The 21,208-nt window shown below is 34.5% G+C and carries 17 protein-coding genes; 10 read left to right on the forward strand and 7 right to left on the reverse strand.

Annotated features, from left to right (window positions below; all coding sequences use genetic code 11):
- The first annotated feature begins 348 nt into the window (after positions 1-348).
- Positions 349-5,265: a LamG-like jellyroll fold domain-containing protein gene (locus ACGK9U_RS07115; RefSeq protein WP_394465675.1), complete on the forward strand. Its 4,917-nt coding sequence runs from the start codon at positions 349-351 to the stop codon at positions 5,263-5,265.
- A 76-nt stretch (positions 5,266-5,341) separates the two neighbouring features.
- Here the strand turns inward: ACGK9U_RS07115 and pruA are convergent, their stop codons facing one another.
- The gene (pruA, locus tag ACGK9U_RS07120; RefSeq protein WP_394465676.1) at positions 5,342-6,970 is read right to left on the reverse strand and encodes an L-glutamate gamma-semialdehyde dehydrogenase; all 1,629 of its coding nucleotides are present in this window, start codon (positions 6,968-6,970) and stop codon (positions 5,342-5,344) included.
- A 151-nt stretch (positions 6,971-7,121) separates the two neighbouring features.
- Here pruA and ACGK9U_RS07125 point away from each other — a divergent pair, with 151 nt between their 5' ends.
- Together ACGK9U_RS07125 and ACGK9U_RS07130 are read left to right on the forward strand one after the other, a co-directional pair.
- Positions 7,122-7,847, forward strand: a complete 726-nt coding sequence (locus ACGK9U_RS07125; RefSeq protein ID WP_394465677.1) for an NRDE family protein — start codon at positions 7,122-7,124, stop codon at positions 7,845-7,847.
- Positions 7,840-8,832 (forward strand): DUF6695 family protein, encoded by a 993-nt coding sequence (locus ACGK9U_RS07130; protein ID WP_394465678.1) that lies wholly within the window; start codon positions 7,840-7,842, stop codon positions 8,830-8,832. The genes ACGK9U_RS07125 and ACGK9U_RS07130 overlap by 8 nt, the downstream gene beginning before the upstream one ends.
- Positions 8,833-8,864: 32 nt before the next feature.
- Here ACGK9U_RS07130 and ACGK9U_RS07135 read toward each other — a convergent pair whose 3' ends face one another.
- The 3 genes from ACGK9U_RS07135 to ACGK9U_RS07145 all read right to left on the reverse strand — a co-directional run bounded on the left by ACGK9U_RS07135 (position 8,865) and on the right by ACGK9U_RS07145 (position 11,677).
- Positions 8,865-9,380 carry a hypothetical protein gene (locus ACGK9U_RS07135; protein WP_394465679.1) on the reverse strand — a complete coding sequence of 172 codons (516 nt, stop codon included), beginning with the start codon at positions 9,378-9,380 and terminating at the stop codon, positions 8,865-8,867.
- Between the two features lie 550 nt (positions 9,381-9,930).
- Complete coding sequence (apaG, locus tag ACGK9U_RS07140) at positions 9,931-10,317, reverse strand: Co2+/Mg2+ efflux protein ApaG (RefSeq protein WP_394465680.1); 387 nt, start codon at positions 10,315-10,317, stop codon at positions 9,931-9,933.
- Positions 10,318-10,423: 106 nt separating this feature from the next.
- A complete protein-coding gene (locus tag ACGK9U_RS07145; RefSeq protein ID WP_394465681.1) occupies positions 10,424-11,677 on the reverse strand; it encodes a DUF5103 domain-containing protein in 1,254 nt (417 codons plus the stop codon).
- A 156-nt stretch (positions 11,678-11,833) separates the two neighbouring features.
- On the opposite strand from ACGK9U_RS07145, the gene ACGK9U_RS07150 reads away from it, so the two are divergent.
- The 6 genes from ACGK9U_RS07150 (at position 11,834) to nqrF (ending at position 17,953) form a co-directional block, all read left to right on the forward strand.
- Positions 11,834-13,189 carry a Na(+)-translocating NADH-quinone reductase subunit A gene (locus ACGK9U_RS07150; protein WP_394465682.1) on the forward strand — a complete coding sequence of 452 codons (1,356 nt, stop codon included), beginning with the start codon at positions 11,834-11,836 and terminating at the stop codon, positions 13,187-13,189.
- A gap of 37 nt (positions 13,190-13,226) precedes the next feature.
- Complete coding sequence (locus ACGK9U_RS07155) at positions 13,227-14,453, forward strand: NADH:ubiquinone reductase (Na(+)-transporting) subunit B (protein ID WP_394465683.1); 1,227 nt, start codon at positions 13,227-13,229, stop codon at positions 14,451-14,453.
- A gap of 1 nt (position 14,454) precedes the next feature.
- Entirely contained in the window at positions 14,455-15,204 is a 750-nt protein-coding gene (locus tag ACGK9U_RS07160) for a Na(+)-translocating NADH-quinone reductase subunit C (RefSeq protein WP_394465684.1), read from the forward strand.
- A 4-nt stretch (positions 15,205-15,208) separates the two neighbouring features.
- A complete protein-coding gene (locus ACGK9U_RS07165; protein WP_209656560.1) occupies positions 15,209-15,853 on the forward strand; it encodes an NADH:ubiquinone reductase (Na(+)-transporting) subunit D in 645 nt (214 codons plus the stop codon).
- A 74-nt stretch (positions 15,854-15,927) separates the two neighbouring features.
- Positions 15,928-16,644 carry an NADH:ubiquinone reductase (Na(+)-transporting) subunit E gene (gene nqrE, locus ACGK9U_RS07170; RefSeq protein ID WP_394465685.1) on the forward strand — a complete coding sequence of 239 codons (717 nt, stop codon included), beginning with the start codon at positions 15,928-15,930 and terminating at the stop codon, positions 16,642-16,644.
- 1 nt (position 16,645) lies between these two features.
- Positions 16,646-17,953 (forward strand): NADH:ubiquinone reductase (Na(+)-transporting) subunit F, encoded by a 1,308-nt coding sequence (gene nqrF, locus ACGK9U_RS07175; RefSeq protein ID WP_394465854.1) that lies wholly within the window; start codon positions 16,646-16,648, stop codon positions 17,951-17,953.
- 69 nt (positions 17,954-18,022) lie between these two features.
- Here the strand turns inward: nqrF and ACGK9U_RS07180 are convergent, their stop codons facing one another.
- From ACGK9U_RS07180 to ACGK9U_RS07190, 3 genes are all read right to left on the reverse strand, one after another.
- Positions 18,023-18,604, reverse strand: coding sequence for a diheme cytochrome c-553 (locus ACGK9U_RS07180; RefSeq protein WP_394465686.1), 582 nt, complete (start codon positions 18,602-18,604; stop codon positions 18,023-18,025).
- 100 nt (positions 18,605-18,704) lie between these two features.
- Entirely contained in the window at positions 18,705-19,145 is a 441-nt protein-coding gene (locus ACGK9U_RS07185) for a Na(+)-translocating NADH-quinone reductase subunit F (protein WP_394465687.1), read from the reverse strand.
- A gap of 53 nt (positions 19,146-19,198) precedes the next feature.
- A complete protein-coding gene (locus tag ACGK9U_RS07190) occupies positions 19,199-20,638 on the reverse strand; it encodes an SLC13 family permease (RefSeq protein WP_394465688.1) in 1,440 nt (479 codons plus the stop codon).
- Between the two features lie 190 nt (positions 20,639-20,828).
- Between ACGK9U_RS07190 and ACGK9U_RS07195 the strand changes: the two genes are divergently transcribed.
- Positions 20,829-21,206 carry a Na(+)-translocating NADH-quinone reductase subunit F gene (locus tag ACGK9U_RS07195; RefSeq protein ID WP_209655373.1) on the forward strand — a complete coding sequence of 126 codons (378 nt, stop codon included), beginning with the start codon at positions 20,829-20,831 and terminating at the stop codon, positions 21,204-21,206.
- Positions 21,207-21,208 lie beyond the last annotated feature (2 nt).

A 21,208-nucleotide genomic window follows, 5' to 3' on the forward strand; every position in this document is an offset into this window, starting at 1 on the left:
CTTTTATTTTTATAAACGTATAACAAAAATATAAATTATAAACACTTTGTTATAAACTTAACATTTTCAAATAGTATATTATTTATTTTGAATAATGAAAAAATCTAATAAAATTACACTTTAATTATTTCTTATTAAAACTTCATAAAATCAAAAAATATGGATTTTATGAAATGTTATAGACCTTTTAATAAAAAAAAACTTTTTTCTTACAAATAACAACATAATTTTTCGTTTATATCGACAAAATGCATTAATTATGCATTTTGTCGATAATTTTATACACTTTATCGTTTGTTTTTAAAAATATAATGCTATTTTTGGAGCGTAAATTGCAATCTTTTTTTAATGGAAAAAAACTATCTCACAAAAATTGCTCCTAATCTGCAATCAATTGGATACCTAATTTTGTTTTTTATTTTAGGATTTATTGGTAATGCACAAGGAGATGTTCAAGTTCAAATTATTGGAGGCTCAATTGTAGCCGAGGGATCGACGATTTCTATTACCGCAGGGAATTCTATTAATTTTAGAATTACCGATATAGCTGGTAATTGCGGTTATATGGAAATTCAGGATATTAATATTACAAACGCTACTGATTTTTCACTTTCGTCCGATGACCTGCCTAAAAAAATAAAACCTTTAAACTGTAATGGAGGTACCAAATATGTAGACTTTACATTAAGAAATATTAGTGGAAATTGTGGTGCTAGCACAAATATCAATATTGTGGTTAAAAATACTCCTAACTATATATTTACATTTTTTATAAGTGGTAATCCTAAAATTAATGTTTTAGGAGGCAGCCCTTCTGCAGATGTGCTAAATGGTTCTACTGCTACAAGTGCTACCAATGGTACCTATTTTGGTGTAGTAGATGAAGGAGCAAGTGTTACGCGTTATTTTTCTATATCCAATACAGGAAGCTGTCCTTTAAATGTATCTACGATTTCAAGTTCATCTCCTAATTTTGTGGTGCCGGCGTACGTTTTGTTACCAAATTATACACCAACGGGTTTTACAGCAAGTATTGACCCAGGTTCTTATGTTATTTTACAAGTAACTTTTACAGGTCCAGTAGCTGGTACAGGAACCCAAACATCAACCATAAGTATTTCTAACAATGCCAATACAACCTTTGTTTTTGATGTAAGCGCGGAAATGTTTAATTATAACATTCCGGGTCCTGGAGGTATTACTACCGACTTTAGGCTTTGGTTAAAATCTACAAGAGGAATATCAAAAACAGGATCTATTCTTACCGAATGGAATGATGTAGGCTCTAATGGAAAAAATGCAACTACAGTTGCAGGTAAAGAGCCTACTTATTTGGATACTGCAACAGATAATATAAATTTTAATCCAGTTGTAAAGTTTCAAAATGATGGCGGAGCTACAGAACAATATATGTATAACAGTGATGCACCTTTAAGTGGTTTTTATAGTGCAGATATATTTATTGTAGTCATTCCAGACGCTACCATTACAAACGCCTCTTCAAGAAATACCATTTTTGCAGGTGTGGATTCTGAAACCGCAGGCGACATTACTGGTGTTGGCTTTGGAAATTATTCAACAGCTTTTGCAAACGAAACTTTATCGTACAATCAAGATGTAGCAGGAACGGGAACTTTTAACGGTACTGCAGAAATAAGTTCAACCTATTCCAAAGCAGGAATTATAAATATCAGAAACAATACAACTTCAACTCCAACAGGTCAGGAGATTTTGTATAACTCTAATCTTTTAACAACATCTACAGTTTCAAATTCTTTTACAAATGTAAATGGTAATAAATATTGGATTGGTAGAAATTTTGACTTAGTTGGCAGTCTAAATGGACGAATCGCTGAAATTTTTACATTTGGAACTAGAGTAGATGCAGCGGGAAGACAAAAAATAGAGTCTTATTTAGCAATTAAATATGGCATTACTCTAGGGACATCGAGTCAAGCTCAAAAGGATTATATCAATTCTTTTGATACTAAAGTTTGGGATATTACTGCAAATTTAGGTTATAACCACCACGTGGCAGGAATTGGTAGAGATGATGATTCCGATTTGAATCAAAAGCAATCCAAAACCATAAATACAGCCAACGAAGTAACTATTGGCCTAAACGGTATTTTTAGCACAAATAGTGCAAATAGCAATGAATTTAATGAAAATGGCGACTTTTTGGTTTGGGGATGCAACAATAGTAATTATACTGGTTCAAATGCTAATACAATCACAATTGCTACTGGCGTTACCACTTCTTTAATACGGATTGATCGAAAATGGAAAGTCGTGGAATCTATTGAAGCTGGTTCTGGAGGCGATGTTGAAAATGTATATGTATCAGTGCCATCTACTGCTTTTAGTAGCTTCTTATTAGATGCCAATGAAGAATATGTACTTATTGTTGCTGATAATGATGCGTTCGCTAATACAGATATTATAGACGTTATCCCTTTAAAATCAGACGGATTTGGAAATCTTAAAACGTGGTATGATTTTGATGGAACTAAGTATTTTACATTTGGTAAAGCTCCTAAATTATCAGAAAATCATTCAGTAAGCATCTCTTCTGGCGATTATTTGGTGGGAGAGTATTCACTTAATTTAAATGTTAATGATTTTACTATTTCAGCTTGGGTGAAAAATAGCACTGCAAGTGTAAATCCTAGAACAATCATGTCTAAAGGAAGTAAATTGCAACTTAGGCTCAATACTAGTGATCAAATAGAAGTGATGGTAGATGATGATGTAACGCCTAAGTTTGTTTCGTCAATGGCACTAAATGATAATAAATGGCACCAAATATCTTTTGTTTATGATAGCGGAACCATTTTTTTATATGTAGATGGTGTTTTAGATAAGTCTGAATTGAATGTTGTGGCTCCTTCACCTAATTTCAATCGTTTTGCTGTTGGAGCATTATATATAGATAAAAACACTGTTTTAAATCCTTTTTTAGGTGAAATTGATGAAGTGTATGTTTGGGATAAGGGGTTAAACGAAAGTCAAGTTCGTTACCTTATGAATCAAGAAGTGGAAAAAGTTTCGGGCAATCTAGTTGGTGGAAAAATAATTCCGTTTGCAGCGTCAAGTAACGAAGTATCAACAATTAGCTGGAGCAAACTTAAAGCTTACTATGATTTTAATTCGTTTTACGGAACTACTGTTGAGGGACTGACAGATGATAGAAATTTTTTAAGACTAAAATATTTAAATAAAGATAAAACCGTTGTAGACGTACAAACAATACCGGTACCTTATATATCGACTGCTAATGGTGATTGGGATACAGGTACAACTTGGAGCAATAATGCAGACCAAATAATTCCTAATTCGTTAAGTTTAGATGGAACGACCATAATTGATTGGAATATAGTTGAATTAAATCATGATATTGTTTCGGGTGATAGGGATATTTCCCTTTTAGGGCTGCTTAGCAATTCTGGGACATTAACTATTGCTGATCCTATAGATTCTCAAGATGAAACTAATTCTGGTCAGGCATTAACTATTACGCATTATCTAGAATTAGATGGTGTCATTGATTTGGTTGGGGAATCTCAATTAATTCAAACTGAGGGAAGTATTGTGGATGCCGATAGCGGTGGTTACATTGAAAGAGACCAACAAGGTACAGCCAACGGGTTTAACTATAACTATTGGTCATCTTCTGTTGGACCAATCATAGGGAATTCTGCAACAAGAGGAACCGGAGTCGCTAATACAAATACTAGCTATACCATAGCCAATGTTCTAAACGACGGGACAGATTCTGAAATCTATCAACCCCTATTATTTAATGCATCTCTTAATGGAAGTGGCACTATACCACCCCCAGGTTTTGCGAAAACGATAAGCACCTATTGGTTATATAAATTTTATGGTCCTACCGATGATTATTATGCATGGGAAAAAATTAACGAAACATCATCACTACTTGCTGGTGAAGGTTTTACAATGAAGGGTACAAGTGGGTTATCTACAACTCCAATATCGACACTGCAAAATTATGTATTTAAAGGCTTGCCAAATAACGGTGATATTACTTTAGCATTAGATAAATCATCAGGTGATGTTGATAGGTTGATTGGGAATCCATATCCTTCTGCAATTGATGCCACAGCATTTATTTTAGATAATTTAAGTATTGCAGATGGTGGTAACAATGCAACTGGGACCGTTATTAATGGAGCACTTTATTTTTGGGACCATTTCGGACAAGCAAACTCACATGTTTTAAAAGATTATGTTGGTGGTTATGCCACTCGTAATTTAATAGGGGGTGCTGCGGCCATTTCCAATGATGTTCGAATAAATAATGATTTGTCTACAGGGACAAAAGTTCCTGGGCCTTATATTCCCGTAAATCAAGGGTTCTTTGTTTCGACGGCAATAGAAGGCTTTGATAATTATAACGGTACGCCAATTGTAACGGTAGACGGTGGTGATATTGTATTTAAAAACAGTCAACGTGTTTTTGTTACAGAATTAGAGGAATCGTCACCCAGTGTCCTAGCTTCAGTTTTTATGAAATCTTCTAAAAGTAAAACGGCCAGTAAAATATCCCGTAACGATATTGTAGATAATAACCCAACCATTCGATTAATGTTTGATTCTCCATCTGGATTTCACAGACAAATTGTATTGGGAGCTAATAAAAAAGCATCTAATGGTTTCGATTTGGGTTATGATGCTTTTATGCTCGATACCAATAAAGAAGATATGTATTGGAGTTTTTCCAATAATAGATTTGTGATTCAAGGTGTTTCTGATTTTAACGCTTCCCAAGAGTTTTCATTAGGTTTAATTGTCAATAAAAGTGGTATAGCTAAAATTAGATTGGATGCTGTAGAAAATTTATCAGCAAGCCAGGATATATTCATCAAAGATGTTTCGACTGGTTTAACACATAAAATAAATTACAATTCTTTTGAGGTCTATTTAGATGCTGGAATATATAATGAAAGATTCAAATTAGTATTTCAAGGAAATCAAAATGGATTAAATGAAATTCTTAATGAGGAAAATAGTGCAGCAATAGCTTATTATGATTCTACAACCTCCGAAATTAATATAATTAACAACAACAAAATTAAGCTTAATGATATGGCGCTTTACAATTTGTCTGGTCACGAAGTTAAATATTCAAAACTAAATACCAATAAAAATGCTTCAATAAAAGTGTCCTTAGGTTTAGGTATTTATATTTTTAAATTGAATACAGAGAAAGGAATTGTTAGCAAAAAAATTATTATGGATTAGTTTAATTTTTTGTTTGAAGAGTTTTTAAATTGAAAACCCATCGATTACGATGGGTTTATTTTAGCATGTTATTTTTTTATTCACCCAAAAACGGATAGCGATAATCTGTTGGCGTTACAAAAGTTTCTTTTATTAATCTTGGGGAAACCCAACGCAATAAGTTTTGAGCACTTCCGGCTTTATCATTGGTTCCAGAAGCTCTAGCGCCTCCAAAAGGTTGTTGCCCTACAACAGCGCCAGTAGGTTTATCGTTTATATAAAAGTTTCCTGCACTGTTTTGTAAAGCAGTAGTTGCTTCATTTATGGCATATCTATCGGTTGCCAAAATAGCACCTGTTAGAGCATAGTCGCTTGTTCCGTCAACCAATTTTAAGGTATCTGCGTAAGCGTCATCTTCATATACATAAATAGTTATTACAGGTCCAAACAACTCGGTACACATGGTAGTGTATTTTGGGTTTGTGGTTACCAAAACGGTAGGCTCAATAAAATAACCTTTGCTTTTATCGTAATTGCCTCCAGCTATAATCTCAACATCGTTGTCGGTTTTCGCTTGGTCAATGTATTTTGCTAATTTATCAAAAGACCCCTCATGAATAACGGCAGTAATAAAATTGCTCATATCTTCAGGAGAACCCATTTTTAAAGATTTCACATCTTCTATGACCAGTTTTTTAACCTCGCTCCATAAGCTTTTTGGAATATAAGCTCTGGAAGCTGCACTACATTTTTGGCCCTGAAACTCAAAAGCACCACGAATAATAGCCGTAGAAACTTGTTTTGGTACAGCGCTTTTGTGTGCCATAATAAAATCTTTTCCACCTGTTTCTCCTACTATTCTAGGGTAGGTTTTATAGTTGTGTATGTTGCCGCCTATTTGTTTCCAAAGTTCTTTAAATATGAAGGTAGAACCGGTGAAGTGCAATCCGGAAAAATCAGGACTCGCTAAAACGGTATTGGTAATCATCACTGGGTCTCCAAAAACCACGTTAATAACACCTGCAGGTACACCAGCTTCTTTAAAAATATCCATAATTACTTTAGCTGAATATATTTGGCTATCACTAGGTTTCCAAACCACTACATTGCCCATAAGTGCCATACACGATGGTAAATTTCCAGCAATGGCGGTAAAATTAAAAGGTGTTACTGCATAGGTGAAACCTTCAAGTGGGCGGTATTCTACACGGTTCCATACATCACTCGTGCTTTCTGGTTGTTCACCATAAATGTCGGTCATGTATTGTACATTGTAGCGTAAAAAATCAACCAATTCACAAGCAGCATCAATTTCAGCTTGGTGTATGTTTTTAGATTGCGCTATCATGGTAGCGGCATTAATTTTTGCTCTATATGGACCAGCAACCAATTCAGCTGCTTTTAAAAAGATACTTGCACGTTGTTCCCATGGCATTTGAGACCATGTTTTTCTAGCTTCCAAAGCAGTTGCAATGGCATCCTCAATATGCTTTTTTTCGGCTAAATGATAGCTTCCAACCACATGTTGATGATCGTGTGGAGGCGACATGGTTCTGGTGTTTCCTGTTTTTACGTCTTGTCCGTTTATATATAATGGCACCTCAATAGTACTGTTGTACATCTCTTTATAAGCCTGTAATACAGCGTCGCGCTCTGGAGTTCCCGGAGCATAACTTTTTACAGGTTCGTTAACAGCAATTGGTACATTAAAAAAACCTTTTCCCATGTTTTGTTTATTTTTGTTATTGAATTATCAGTAAATGAGCTACAAATCTACGAATTTTCAAACGATTTACATGAATGATTGGCTCTTAAAAGCACGTTAAAGTTTATTTATTTTTTGTAAGTTGCTACACGGTTTTTAGACTACAGGTTTTATGTGTACAGTTACAATTTTTCCAAAAGAAAACAACGATTTTGTGCTAACTTCTAATAGAGACGAAGCGCCTAACAGAAAATCGTTACCTCCAGATTTTTATTTAAAAAAGGGTGCGAAATTGTTATTCCCTATGGATGAACAATCGGGTGGAACGTGGATTGGTTTAAGTGAAAAAAACCGATTGGTTTGTATGTTGAATGGAGGTTTTACCATGCATGAGCGAAAAGATAATTACAGAAAAAGTCGTGGTTTGGTAGCTTTAGATTTCATGACAGCAGATGAAATAGTTACTGCCATTGAAAAATTTGATTTGACAGACATAGAACCTTTTACCACCGTGATTGCCGATTGGAATACTACTTTAAAGTTTTATGAGTTGGTTTGGGATGGTATTGAAAAACACTTTCAAGAATTACCTCTAGAACCTAAATTGTGGTCATCTTCCACACTTTATGATGCCGAAATGAAACATGAACGCTTGCAATGGTTTGAAGCTTTTAAAGAAGAAAACAGCTTAAATGCCCAATCTTTGTTGAAGTTTCATAAAACAACGGCATCAGATAATAAAGATTATGGCGTTATCATGAATCGTGGTTTTGTAAAAACAACCAGTATGACCCAGGTTGAAAAATTCGGTGATTCGCTTGAAATGTATTATGAAAATTTTCAAAATAAAACCATTTCTAGTAAAACCTTTCATATGTCCGAAACTGTAAATGAATAATACAGGTATTATTTTAACCTTGGCATACCCAGAAACTATTGTCATGGTTTCAAAAGAATGGTTTTCTCCATTTTTAAGGTTTTTGGGTGTTGGAAAAAAGAATTATCTACGTGCTGGTCATGCGGCATTGGTACTTATAAATAAGGAAACAGGTATTTTGGAGTACCACGATTTTGGCCGATACATTACCCCACAACCAACGGGACGTGTTCGTGGTAGTGATACCGATAACGAATTGCATTTTCCGTTGGTGGCAAATATTGAGAATGACGAAATAACCAACTTAGATAGCATTTTAGAATTTTTGGCAACCCACCCTAAGCTAACACATGGTGATGGTAAAATGCTGGCATCGGTATGTAAAGCCGTAGATTACAAAAAGGCACGAGCGCATATTACCTACATGCAGGAAAAACATTTTATACGTTATGCCGCTTTTATAAAAGATGCCTGCAATTGTGCGCGTTTTGTAACTGATACGTTGATAGCTTCGGTAACCGATAATTCGATAAAAAAGAAACTTGAAAAATCAAAATGGTTTACACCAAGTACGGTTGGAAATGTGCTGTTGGCAAACACGGAAGCCCATGCTTTTGAAGTGAGTGAAACCGGTTTCATTTCAAAATTTGAAGGCTCTCAAAAAAGCGAAAACGTCCGCTGTTTTTTAGATAAGCTTAAAAACCACACGCCTAATTTTATAGGAACGCTACAACCAAAACCCGTTGATGGCTTGCATGAAAATGCACAATGGCTGCCAGGTATTGCAGCAGGAGCGTGGTTTGAGTTACATAGAACAGAAACCAATTCAGAATATATTTTTAGAAGAATTTCTCCCGTTGGAAACGTAGATGTACATGCTGTTTTTAAATTAGAAACTGAAGTTTTTAATTATCATGAATCTTTTGAATTTGTACATTACTCAAATTGCAAGTTTTTTCATGTAAAGCAAAATGGTAAGGTTTTTAGGTTTGATAGGAAGGAGTGATTTTTTGGCTTGGTTCTTTGTTGTAGCTAGTTTTATATTTTAAGTTTAAATTCATCTCTTGAAGGAATGTTTTTAAGTAATTCTCTCAATTCTTTTTCTTTACCTAAAATCATAATGGCCGACTCAATATATTCAAATGTCTTATAATAATTTTCTATTTCAAAAGACTTTAAAAAGTCTCTATAATCCTCATCTAAATGCGCATAAAATTTATCCCTTGTGTCTGTTAAAGAATTCAATTCAGATTTAAAATCATTCAGTTCGTTTAATAATTGGATTGATTCTGAACTATTTACTTTTCTTAATAATTTAAAAATATTATCTCTTGATGTAGAATTTTTGTCTTTTATTATTTTATAAAGTTCAATATGCAAATCTTTTAATAGTAGATAACGACAATGAAAAAGCAGTTCATTTTGGTCAACATATTTCGGAACAGATGAATTGTTGTTTTTTAAATGAATGTTATTCAAATAGCACCAACCTTCCCAACTTTTTCTGGCATTGAAATAATTTTTTAATAGTCTTTCAGTAGTTTTTTTATCCATTTTTAATTATCCAATTTATTAAGCCATTTCATTTTAATCATATATTAGAAATGATACTATTAACATTATGTAGGCTGTCCAATAAAAAGACTGAAATCCTTTTGTAATTATATTTTGTTTGTCAGCTAACCAATTGTTATTTGGATTTTTGCGAACAACTTCTTTAACTAATTTAGTAACAGCGTATTTGTTCCACGTAAAAATGATTACTCCTACAAATAGTACAAATGTTATTTTTTCTAATATGGTCATTTCAAATTAAGCACAATCAATTGGATATAATCAATTGTCTATATCCACATTATGCCCTCACGAATGTAATAAATATTAACTTACAAAATAAATTTTTAGAAACATTACGTAGGCTTTGTAACTGCGTTAGCGATAGAAGTGAATAGCTTTTGGCGAGTATGCGCAGCGAGCCAAAACTAGTAATGGATAGCGCGACCACTTGCCCTGAGCGGAGACGAAGGGTGTGGGAACGCCCAAATTGTTGTTTTGTTGATGAATTAAAAGATTGCTTTAGTGTAATTTTTTTTGCGAAAACGGATTAGTTTATTGCAAACGGTGCACTTAATTTAAAAGTAGGGATGGTAACTTTAAAGTTTTTGGTGGTGGTAAAGTTTACCATGCTGTAGTGCCCTTGCATGGCGCCAAAAGGTGAGGTTAGTAAACAACCCGATGAGTAGGTATGCGATTCGCCGGGTTTTAAAACAGGTTTTTTGCCTATTACGCCTTCGCCAGAAACGGTTTCAACGTTGTTTAGGGCATCTAGAATTTCCCAGTAGCGTGCGTTAAGTTGCACGGAATCTTTACTTTGATTTTCAATGGTCACGGTATAACCAAAGGCGTATTGTATTTTATAGTTTTTATAAAATGAGCCTTCGTAGGTGGTTTCTACCGAAATTTTTATGCCTCTTGTAACTTGTTGAACCATGCTAACTATTGGTGTTCACTGTGTTTATGCCGCTAAAATACTAAATTTTAAGGGGTAATTGGTGATTTTTAACGTGATTGATTAAAATATTGGTTGAAAGGTATCTTTAGTTTGAGATATTAACCGAATTGCCTTCGCCAATTCCAATTATTTTGTCGTAACGTGCGCCTAAATCTCTATAATAAATAATGACTTTATAGTTGTTTTCGGTTTGATAAAAATTGCCGCTTATGGCACCTTCGTTTAAACTACCATCTTTATTTACTACTACATATTTATAATTGTAAAATCCTTGTTTTAGTAATATGGCGTTTCTAAACACTTGGTTTTGGGCATCGAAAAGTAATTTGGTGCTGTCGTCAATCACATAATTATTAAAGTTTCCGTACACATGTATGTTTTTGTTTTTTAGTGCCTCGGTTGGAATGAGTGAAAAATGCATCCAAACATAATCGGCCTCAATACTTGGGTTTTCGGCGTCTAAAACGGTTATTACATAATTGCCGTTAATATCGGGGTTGTAGGTGTAGGGTTTGCTGGCACGTTCTACGTTTGTAAATAAATAGTTGTGGTAAAGGTCTTGTAAATCTATGGCGCGGATGCCTGTGTTGGCGGCGCGAACATCTTTGTTTTCAAAAAATAAATATTCATTGCCACCTAAAAAACTGGTTTCGGTATCGTATTTATAAATGAGCTGATTGCCAAGGATGTATTGTGGGTTTAGGTTTGAAATGGCGGTGTTTAAATTGTTGTTTTGCACAATAAGTGCTTTTACGGTTTGGGTTGGATTGTTAAGTGGTGCGTTTTTGGAAGTAACAATAATTTCAACCCGTTGTTTTTCTTCTATAAATTGAACGTCGCGTGCGCGTTTTATGGCTACGCCAATGGCGGCTTGGTCTTCATAAATCATAAATTTTCTTGAAAATACTATTTCATCATTACTATTGAAAACACTTAATAGGTAATTTCCGGAAACTTTTAGGCGTCTGGTTTGTTCGTTAGGAATGGTTAATTGGTAATGCGAATATATTTGATAGGTGTTGAATGAGTTTTCGTAGTTACGAATGCGTTGGTTGTCGAATCCATCCATGAATTCCGATTTCATTAAAATCGAAGGTGTCCAATCATAATTATAATGGTCAATCTTGTAGTAATAATCTTCTTCATTTCCGTTAAGAGCATCAAATTCTAGCACCACATACTCGCCCAATTTTAAAATGGGTAATTGGGTTTCGGGCGTGTTGCCTTTAAAATTGATGGTTTTAATATAACTTGGTGGGTTTGTTTCTTTTACTTGCGAAAAGGAAACTGTAGATATAAGTGCAAAAAGAAGAAAATATGTGTATTTTAACAAAGGCATTTTAACAGCGGTTTTTTTGTAAATATAAACAAAATTTATGCCTAACTCATATATTCTGTTTGCATCAAAAAAAATCTAAGTATTTATTATGTAAACTGTATTTTTAATTTGTATTTTTGCACCGATTTTTAGACAAATAATTTCAATATAAATAATATGTCAAACGACATTCGCATTAAAAAAGGTCTAGACATTAAACTTAAAGGTGAAGCTGAAAAAACCTTGGAAAAGGCGATTTTAAGCAACTTTTATACTTTAAGGCCTGAAGATTTCCATGGCGTTATCCCTAAATTAATTTCTAAAGTTGGAACTAAAGTAAAAGCAGGTGAGCCTGTTTTTTTCGATAAATCTAACGAAAACATCAAGTTTGTTTCTCCAGTTTCTGGTGAAATTATTGAAATTGCCCGTGGTGAAAAACGCAGAATTTTATCAATTAAATTTCAAGCAGATAAAGAGCAAACATATCAAGATTATGGTGTGTTTAATGTAGATGCGGCTAAACCAAATGAGGTAAAAGCACATTTATTAGCTTCTGGTTGTTGGCCTTTTATAAAGCAACGACCGTACGATGTTATTGCGAACCCTGATAGAGCGCCAAAAGCTATATTTATTTCAGGTTATGCCAGTGCTCCTTTAGCAGCCGATTTAGATTTTACCCTAAAAGGGAAAGAAGCTGAATTGCAAGCGGCAGTAACGGCATTAGGAAAACTTACCGAAGGGAAAGTACATGTGTCGGTTGGAGCCAAATCAACATCGCCATTAGCAGGTTTATCGGGTATCACGCTTCATAAAGTGTCGGGTCCGCATCCGTCAGGAAATGTGGGGACTTTAATAAATAAAGTAGATCCCATAAATAAAGGCGAAGTTGTTTGGACGGTTGCTGCGCAAGATTTAGTTATTATTGGTGAATTGCTTTTAACTGGTAGATTTAATGCAGAACGTATTGTAGCTTTAGCAGGATCGGCGGTTGAAAAACCAAGATATTTTGTTACCAAAATTGGTAGTGAAGTAGCAACCATGATTTATGACAAAGGAATTTCTCAAAAAGCACACGATCGTGTTATTTCTGGAAACGTTTTAAGCGGAAAGCACATTAAACCAGATGGGTATTTAGATTTTTACAGCAATGTAATTACTATCATACCGGAAGGGGATGATTATGAACTTTTCGGATGGAACAAACCTGTATTTAATAAAGTTTCTACATCAAGAGCATTTACTTTTTCTTGGTTAAACCCAAATAAAAAATACGATTTAAATACCAACACCAATGGTGAGCATCGTGCTTTTGTTGTAACTGGTGGTTACGAAGAAGTGTTTCCTCTAGATATCTATCCAATGCAAATTTTAAAAGCTTGTATGTATAAAGATTTAGATGAAATGGAAGCTTTGGGTATGTATGAAGTAGCACCTGAAGATTTTGCTTTAACCGAATTTGTATGTGTGTCTAAACAACCACATCAAGAGATTATTAGAAAAGGATTAGATGTAATGCTTAAAGAAATTGGGTAATTATTCATTGAATACAATGAAATGAAAAATATATAAGATGAATTTAAAAACACGATTACATATTTTAAAAAGAAAGTATAGAGGGTCTAAATGGGCTCCAGCGTTCAACGCGCTTCATACTTTTTTATACTTACCAAATGAGACCACACATAACGGAACTCATATAAAAGCAGCCGACGATTTAAAACGTACCATGAATACCGTAATTATGGCGATGGTACCTTGTTTAATTTTCGGAATGTTTAATGCAGGTTACCAACATAACTTAGCTGTTGGCGATATTCAAGCGGTGGCTGGAAGCTTTTTTAGTTCGGAATTTTGGACTTTAGATAACTTCTTAATTGGCTTCTGGAAAATAATTCCATTGGTTATTGTTTCTTACGGTGTTGGTTTGGGAATTGAATTCTTATTTGCCATCATTAAAAAGCACGAAGTAGAAGAAGGATATCTTGTAACGGGTATGTTGGTGCCACTTATTGTACCTATTGATATTCCACTTTGGATGTTGGCAGTAGCCGTTGCATTTGGTGTGGTAATTGGAAAAGAAGTATTTGGTGGCACAGGTATGAATATCCTAAATCCGGCACTTACCATTAGAGCCTTTTTATTCTTCGCATATCCAACTTGGATGTCTGGAGATAAAGTTTGGGTTGAAGGTGCGGTTGAGAGAACCAATGAAATTGCAGCAGGTGCTAACTTAGATGCTATTTCTGGTGAAACCATTTTAGGTAGTTTAGCTCAAGGAAAAGAAATTGCTTTTTCAACTTGGGATATGTTCATGGGCTTTATTCCTGGTTCAGTAGGAGAAACATCAACCTTGTTGATCCTTTTAGGTGGATTGTTCTTAATATTCGCTAAAATAGGAAGCTGGAGAATCATGTTGTCATCAGTATTAGGTGCTTTGGTAATGGGCTTAATATTCAACCAAATTGTTGATGCAGGAGTTATTACTGAAACCAGTAAATTTTACGGGTTAATGAGTACACCATTTTGGGAGCATTTAATTATTGGTGGATTTGCTTTTGGTACTGTGTTTATGGCTACCGATCCTGTTACAGCATCACAAACCAACAAAGGAAAATGGTACTACGGATTTTTAATAGGATTCATTTCTATTTTAATTCGTGTATTCAACCCTGCATATCCAGAAGGCGTTATGTTGGCTATTCTTTTAATGAATGTGTTTGCTCCAACTATCGATTACTATGTAATACAAGGCAACGTGAAGAAAAGATTGAAACGTTTAAAAGTAAAAACGGCTTAAGATGGAAAGTAGAACAGATAAAAATTCATATACCATAATATTTGCGATAGCAATGGTACTTATTGTAGGGGCTTTATTGGCATTTACAGCATCTTCATTGAAACCGCAAATTTCTGAAAACCAACGTATAGAAAAGCAACAAAACATTCTATACGCCATGGGTGTAAATAATAATGATGAAAGTAGTGCGTCTTTCGTATCTACTCAAGAAGCTGCCGCTTTATTTTCAAAATACATTAAAAAACAGTTGGTTATTGACGGAGGCGGTGTAAAGGAAGATAGCGAAGCCTATTTAATTGATGTTAAAAAAGAACAAGCGAAAGCAAAAACCGGAGGCGTAAGAAGGTTGCCTTTGTTTGTTGGTGAAAAAGACGGTAAAACGTTTTATGTTGCGCCAATATACGGCAAAGGACTTTGGGATGCTATTTGGGGCTATGTGTCTTTAGATGAAAACATGGTGATTCAAGGTGCTTATTTTGACCACAAAGGGGAGACTCCTGGTTTAGGTGCTAACATTAAAGAACGTTTCTTTATGGACGATTTTATTGGCGAACACCTATTAACCGATGCTGGCGATTTTGCAGGTATTACCGTAGCAAAAGGAAATGCCGACCCAAAAAATGAAGACAAAACAGATAATGAGGTGGATGCCATTGCAGGAGCTACTATTACAGGCGACGGTGTAACAGCTATGATTAAAAGCGATTTAAAGCTTTACAAACCTTATTTTGATAATTTAAAAAACAATTAATCTTATGGGACTTTTATCAAAAAAAGACACAAAGTTAATTACTGATCCGTTAGCGGATAACAACCCAATTACTATTCAGGTATTAGGTATTTGTTCAGCTTTAGCTATTACAGCGCAATTAAAAGCATCTATTGTAATGGCAGTGTCGGTAATGGCGGTTCTAGGAATAGGAAACGTGGTTATTTCATTAATGAGAAACATCATCCCATCTAAAATTAGGATTATTGTTCAATTGGTTGTGGTTGCTGCTTTAGTAATTATTGTAGACCAAGTATTAAAAGCGTACTCTTATGAGTTAAGTAAAACCTTATCGGTTTTCGTAGGGTTGATTATTACCAACTGTATCATCATGGGACGTTTTGAAGCATTCGCTTTAGCAAATGGTCCTTGGCGTTCGTTTTTAGATGGTATTGGTAATGCTGCTGGTTATGGATTGATTCTTGTAATTGTTGGTTTCTTTAGAGAATTGTTAGGTTCTGGTACTTTATTGGGATTTAAAGTTTTAGGAGATCCTATCGAAAAAACAGGATTATACGCTATTGGTTACGAAAATAATGGTTTCATGTTATTGTCTCCAATGGCATTAATAGTAGTTGGAATCATCATTTGGGTACAACGTTCAAGAAATAAAGCATTAATAGAAGATTAATCAGTACACAGTTTGCAGTAGCAGTAAACAGTAATGACTGTAAACTGAGACTGAGACTGAAAACTTAAAAGAATATGGAACATTTAGAATTATTTTTAAAATCAATATTTATAGATAACATGGTGTTTGCCACGTTTCTAGGAATGTGTTCTTACCTTGCTGTATCAAAAAAAGTAAGTACAGCAGTTGGTTTGGGAGCTGCCGTTATTTTTGTATTGGCTATTACAGTCCCTTTAAACTGGTTATTAGATCAGTATTTATTACAACCAGGTGCATTAGCGTGGTTAGGTGCTGAGTATGCCGATTACGATTTAAGTTTCCTATCATTCATCATGTTTATTGCTACCATTGCAACTATGGTGCAATTGGTAGAGATTGTTGTTGAGAAATTTTCACCATCATTATACAATTCACTAGGTATCTTTTTACCACTTATCGCGGTAAACTGTGCTATCCTTGGTGGGTCGTTATTTATGCAATCGCGTGAAATTCCAACATTAGGTTTAGCCACCACATACGGTGTGGGTTCTGGTATTGGATGGTTTTTAGCTATTCTTGCTATTGCCGCCATTCGCGAGAAAATTAGATATTCAAATGTACCACCTGCCTTAAGAGGATTGGGTATTACATTCATCATTACGGGTTTAATGGCAATTGGATTTATGAGTTTTGGAGGTATGTTAACTGGAGGTGATGAAGGTACAAAACAAGAAGAAAAAACAGCCAAAGTTGATTCGGAAGTAGAAAAAGGAGATAAAGTGTTAGCTAATAATATAAAAGACAATGAGTAATATAATTTTAGCCGCAGGTACATTAGGAACAATCATAGCTACAGTAACAGCTTTTTTAATTATTACTATTTTATTGGTAACATTATTATTAGTTGTAAAACAAAAATTATCACCATCAGGACCGGTAAAAATCACGATCAATGGTGAAAAGGAAATTGAAGTAGCTTCAGGAGGTAGTTTACTATCTACTTTAGGAAATCAGAAAATATTCTTACCATCAGCATGTGGTGGTGGTGGAACTTGTATTCAATGTGAATGTCATGTATTATCTGGTGGAGGTGAAGCACTTCCAACCGAAACACCTCATTTCACTCGTAAAGAGTTACAACATGGGGCACGTTTAGCTTGTCAAGTTAAAGTGAAACAAGACATGAACATTACCATTCCAGAAGAAGTTTTTGGTATTAAAAAATGGGAAGCAACCGTTGTTCGTAATTATAACGTAGCATCGTTTATTAAGGAATTTGTAGTTGAAATTCCTGAAGATATGGGTTACAAAGCTGGTGGATATATTCAAATTGAAATTCCACCATGTGAAATAAAATATTCAGATATTGATATTACGGCGCATCCTGAAGAACATGAAACACCAGATAAATTCCAAGCAGAATGGGATAAGTTTGGTTTATGGAGTTTAACAATGAAAAACGCCGAGACTGTTGAGCGTGCCTATTCGATGGCTTCTTATCCAGCAGAAGGGCGTGAAATTATGTTAAACGTTCGTATTGCGACACCACCTTGGGATAGAAATAAAAATGGATGGATGGATGTAAACCCTGGGGTAGCATCATCATATATTTTCAACCAGAAAAAAGGAGATAAAGTGACTATTTCAGGACCTTATGGTGAGTTCTTTATCAATGAATCAGATTCTGAAATGCTTTATGTTGGTGGTGGAGCAGGTATGGCGCCAATGCGTTCACATTTGTATCACCTATTTAAAACCTTAAAAACGGGTAGAAAAGTAACCTATTGGTACGGTGGTCGTTCTAAGCGTGAGTTGTTCTATTTAGATCATTTTAAACAATTAGAGGATAGTTTTCCTAACTTTAAATTCTATTTAGCTTTATCGGAGCCTTTACCAGAAGATAACTGGAAAGTAAAAGCAGATATCGATTCGCCAGGTGATGGGTTTGTAGGATTCATACATAACTGTGTTATTGATAATTATTTAAGCAAGCACGAATCGCCAGAAGATATAGAATTGTATTTCTGTGGACCACCATTAATGAACAAAGCTGTTCAAAAAATGGGTGAAGATTTCGGTATTCCAGATGAGCACATTCGATTTGATGACTTTGGAGGGTAATCTTCCAGAATTTTATAAAACTAAAAACCCAACTGAATAAGTTGGGTTTTTTTATTCAATAAAAAATAATTAATTCATTTTTGGAGCTATGGGAGCAGGTACAATGTTTTCAATTGGTTTCATGGTTTTAAGATAGGCAAAAATAGCCTTTAAATCATCGTCGGTAAAATTAGCATAATGTTCCCACGGCATTGGAGGCAATAAAGGTCTACTTCCCTCTAAGCCTTTGTACAAGCCTTTTTTTATACACTTTATAAACTGATCTTCTGTCCATGTACCTATGCCAGTAGCATGTGGTGTTATGTTAGCAGCAAATGATGTACCCCAAGGCCCTGTGGCAGAAGTAAGTCCCATTGAAAAAAGAACATATGATTTAGCTGTTTTTTCATCATAGGGTGGTAATTCTTGACCGGCAGGATGGCCAGATAGCAAACGGTCTGGATCCAGTTCCATACCTTTTTCTGTAAACTTTTTAGGTGAATGGCAGTCATGACAGCCGTTGGAGTTAAGAAGGTACCCGCCTCGTTCTACAGGATCTTCAACAATAGCTGTTGTTGGTTCATACAATTCTTCAGTTTTTTTTTCTTTTGAATTGCAAGCGATTAGAAGTGCACAAGATAAGGTGCCCAAAATTAAAATGTTTGTTTTCATATGTTTGGTTGGTTAGAAGTGACAAAAGCATTAGAATGGGACTATGTAAATTTAATTATTTTTTTAATTGAAAAGATGAAATTGGATAAAAATCAGAAAATCAAATTAATACATGTTTTGGTTGTGTTTTTAACAACGCAGTATAATCCATAATGTTCGGAATGTTGTCCAATTTGCACAGTAAGGTAATTACTTCGGTTAATCCATTAAACAATAGGTCTGTTTCTGTTGGATTTTTAGGCTTTTTGTTTTTATGGTGAAGAGGCAGTTGATAACCGCAAGCTTTTAAAAAAGCGGCTTCAATTTGTAACAATTCTAAAGGGGTATAGCCATTAAATGTTCTGCCTAAAGCTTGATGCACGTTTCCAACATAATTCAACTCTGTAGCACCATGGTGGTCTGAAAGATGCTTCCAACTGTCTTTGTTGTCTAATATGTTTCCAACCGCACATTGTTTGCAACATTCGGGATGCAATTCGTTGTTATAAAATGCATTATAAAGTTTTTTCACGGCTAAATCTAGCCTTTTAGAAGTTTTCATGGCTATAGAATTTACTTCTAAGTTATTGAAAAATTAAGACTTATCCTAAAAAATTAGAACACCCAACCAATAACAAATTGAAACATAAGTATTAAAAGTGAAGCGGAAATTAAATTAATAACAATACCAATGCGAGCCATTTGGCTCACTTTTATATAACCACTGGCAAATACAATGGCGTTTGGGGGCGTTGCCATAGGTAACATAAAAGCACAACTACTGGCTATGGTAACCGGTATTAAAAGGTAAAGTATAGGAATATTTAGCCCCATGGCAATACCTGCTACAACGGGTGCTAAAACGGCTGTTAAAGCAACGTTGCTCATTAACTCGGTCATAAACAACATTAAGGTGATTAAAAGGGCTGCTGTTAGTAAAATACTAATATCGCTTGTTGAAATTTTTGCAGCAATAATATCCACAATACCACTAGTAGACATGCCGTTAGCCAATGCCAAACCACCTCCGAATAAAATTAAAATGCCCCAAGCTAACTTTTGGGTGTCACTCCACTCTAAAATAAAATCGCCTTTTTTTAAATTGAATGGAATTGTAAATAAAGCTAAGGCTCCAAAAATACTAATCATAGTATCGGATAAATCAAGATTAGGAATGAGCGAGTTGATGAGGGTTCTAAAAATCCAAAGAAAAACAACCGCGCTAAAAATGACTAAAACTTGTTTTTCTTTAGGTGAAATTTTTCCTATTTTTTCTAATTCAGAATCAATGACATCTTTTGAAGCATTAAATTTTAACCCTTTGTTTGGGAAAAACCATCGGGTCATTACAAAATAAATAATAGCTATTAAAAGTGCAGAAAAGGGCAACCCTATAACCATCCATTTAAAAAATGAAATTTCAATATGGTATTCGTTTTCTAGCAACCCAATAAGAATAGAGTTTGGTGGCGTGCCTATAACGGTTGCAATACCACCAGCATTGGCAGCAAACGCAATACCCAACATAACACTAATGGCAAAATTTTGGTCGTTTTTTGTAAAACCATCGGCATCATCAACCAGTAAATGTATTACTGATAAGGCTATGGGTAGCATAAAAACAGTACAGGCGGTATTACTTATCCACATGCTCATAAACCCGGTCGCAATCATAAATCCCAATATGACTTTGTTAGGGGTGGTGCCTGTTTTTTTTATAATGTTTAAAGCAATTCGTTTATGAAGATTCACTTTTTCAATAGCTAAAGCCAACACAAAACCACCAAAAAATAGGAACACAATAGGACTTCCATAGTTTGCACCAACGGCGTCTATAGGCATCACCTTAAATATAGGAAACAGCAATAGCGGTAATAGTGCCGTTACTGAAATAGAAACCGTTTCGGTAATCCACCAACAAACCATCCACAACGCTGTTGCTATAACAGTATCGGCATTGTTGGAGATAATATCAAAAGGTAAAAATTGAACAATAAAAAACAAAATAGGGCCAAGAAATAAGCCTATTTTTTTTGAAACGGGATGGTTAGTCATGTTAATCTTAAAGTTGTTTAGAGTTTTTAAAGTTAAACAAATTTAGGTTTCAAAATTTAAATATAAATTTTTGAATTATTTATTGGATGCCATAGTGTTTTTTTAAATTCAGCTTTACTTAGTTTTGGATAATTTCGGTTTACTTCTAAAAATTGTTATCATAATTTTTACTTTTTAGTACTTTTGTAATATGAGTAAAGCACTTACAGACCAAGAATTACATAATTTAGCTATGAACCATGTTGGAAAAGACTTAGAACAACGTGGTTTTGAGTTTATTGCCATTAACAGTAAGCTTAAAAAGCATCCGCAATTCGTTTGCATCGATAAAAACAAGCAATATTATTTTGTAATTGTGAGAGCTGTTATTTTACCCGATAACCCCAATAATTATGATGTTATTTGGATGGAAGCTTTCAAAAAACATGCTCGGGAAAAAGATGCCAAAGTACTTTATGCAGGTGTTGGTATAGGTAACATTGCTGGAGAAAAATTACCGATTTATTTAAATCAGGATTATTTGTTGGAATATAATGGCATACAGGTTTTAGAAACTAATTTGAATTGAAA

The organism is Mariniflexile sp. HNIBRBA6329 (assembly GCF_043558645.1).
Classification (GTDB): domain Bacteria; phylum Bacteroidota; class Bacteroidia; order Flavobacteriales; family Flavobacteriaceae; genus Mariniflexile.

Bases quoted from the DNA above. Each gene is read 5' to 3' on its own strand.
- ACGK9U_RS07115 (WP_394465675.1), top strand. From the start codon at position 349: ATGGAAAAAAACTATCTCACAAAAATTGCTCCTAATCTGCAATCAATT.
- ACGK9U_RS07130 (WP_394465678.1), top strand. From the start codon at position 7,840: ATGAATAATACAGGTATTATTTTAACCTTGGCATACCCAGAAACTATT.
- ACGK9U_RS07155 (WP_394465683.1), top strand. From the start codon at position 13,227: ATGAATTTAAAAACACGATTACATATTTTAAAAAGAAAGTATAGAGGG.
- nqrE (WP_394465685.1), top strand. From the start codon at position 15,928: ATGGAACATTTAGAATTATTTTTAAAATCAATATTTATAGATAACATG.
- ACGK9U_RS07135 (WP_394465679.1), bottom strand. From the start codon at position 9,380: ATGGATAAAAAAACTACTGAAAGACTATTAAAAAATTATTTCAATGCC.
- ACGK9U_RS07150 (WP_394465682.1), top strand. From the start codon at position 11,834: ATGTCAAACGACATTCGCATTAAAAAAGGTCTAGACATTAAACTTAAA.
- apaG (WP_394465680.1), bottom strand. From the start codon at position 10,317: ATGGTTCAACAAGTTACAAGAGGCATAAAAATTTCGGTAGAAACCACC.
- ACGK9U_RS07185 (WP_394465687.1), bottom strand. From the start codon at position 19,145: ATGAAAACTTCTAAAAGGCTAGATTTAGCCGTGAAAAAACTTTATAAT.
- ACGK9U_RS07145 (WP_394465681.1), bottom strand. From the start codon at position 11,677: ATGCCTTTGTTAAAATACACATATTTTCTTCTTTTTGCACTTATATCT.
- ACGK9U_RS07190 (WP_394465688.1), bottom strand. From the start codon at position 20,638: ATGACTAACCATCCCGTTTCAAAAAAAATAGGCTTATTTCTTGGCCCT.
- ACGK9U_RS07125 (WP_394465677.1), top strand. From the start codon at position 7,122: ATGTGTACAGTTACAATTTTTCCAAAAGAAAACAACGATTTTGTGCTA.
- ACGK9U_RS07180 (WP_394465686.1), bottom strand. From the start codon at position 18,604: ATGAAAACAAACATTTTAATTTTGGGCACCTTATCTTGTGCACTTCTA.
- ACGK9U_RS07195 (WP_209655373.1), top strand. From the start codon at position 20,829: ATGAGTAAAGCACTTACAGACCAAGAATTACATAATTTAGCTATGAAC.
- pruA (WP_394465676.1), bottom strand. From the start codon at position 6,970: ATGGGAAAAGGTTTTTTTAATGTACCAATTGCTGTTAACGAACCTGTA.
- ACGK9U_RS07160 (WP_394465684.1), top strand. From the start codon at position 14,455: ATGGAAAGTAGAACAGATAAAAATTCATATACCATAATATTTGCGATA.
- ACGK9U_RS07165 (WP_209656560.1), top strand. From the start codon at position 15,209: ATGGGACTTTTATCAAAAAAAGACACAAAGTTAATTACTGATCCGTTA.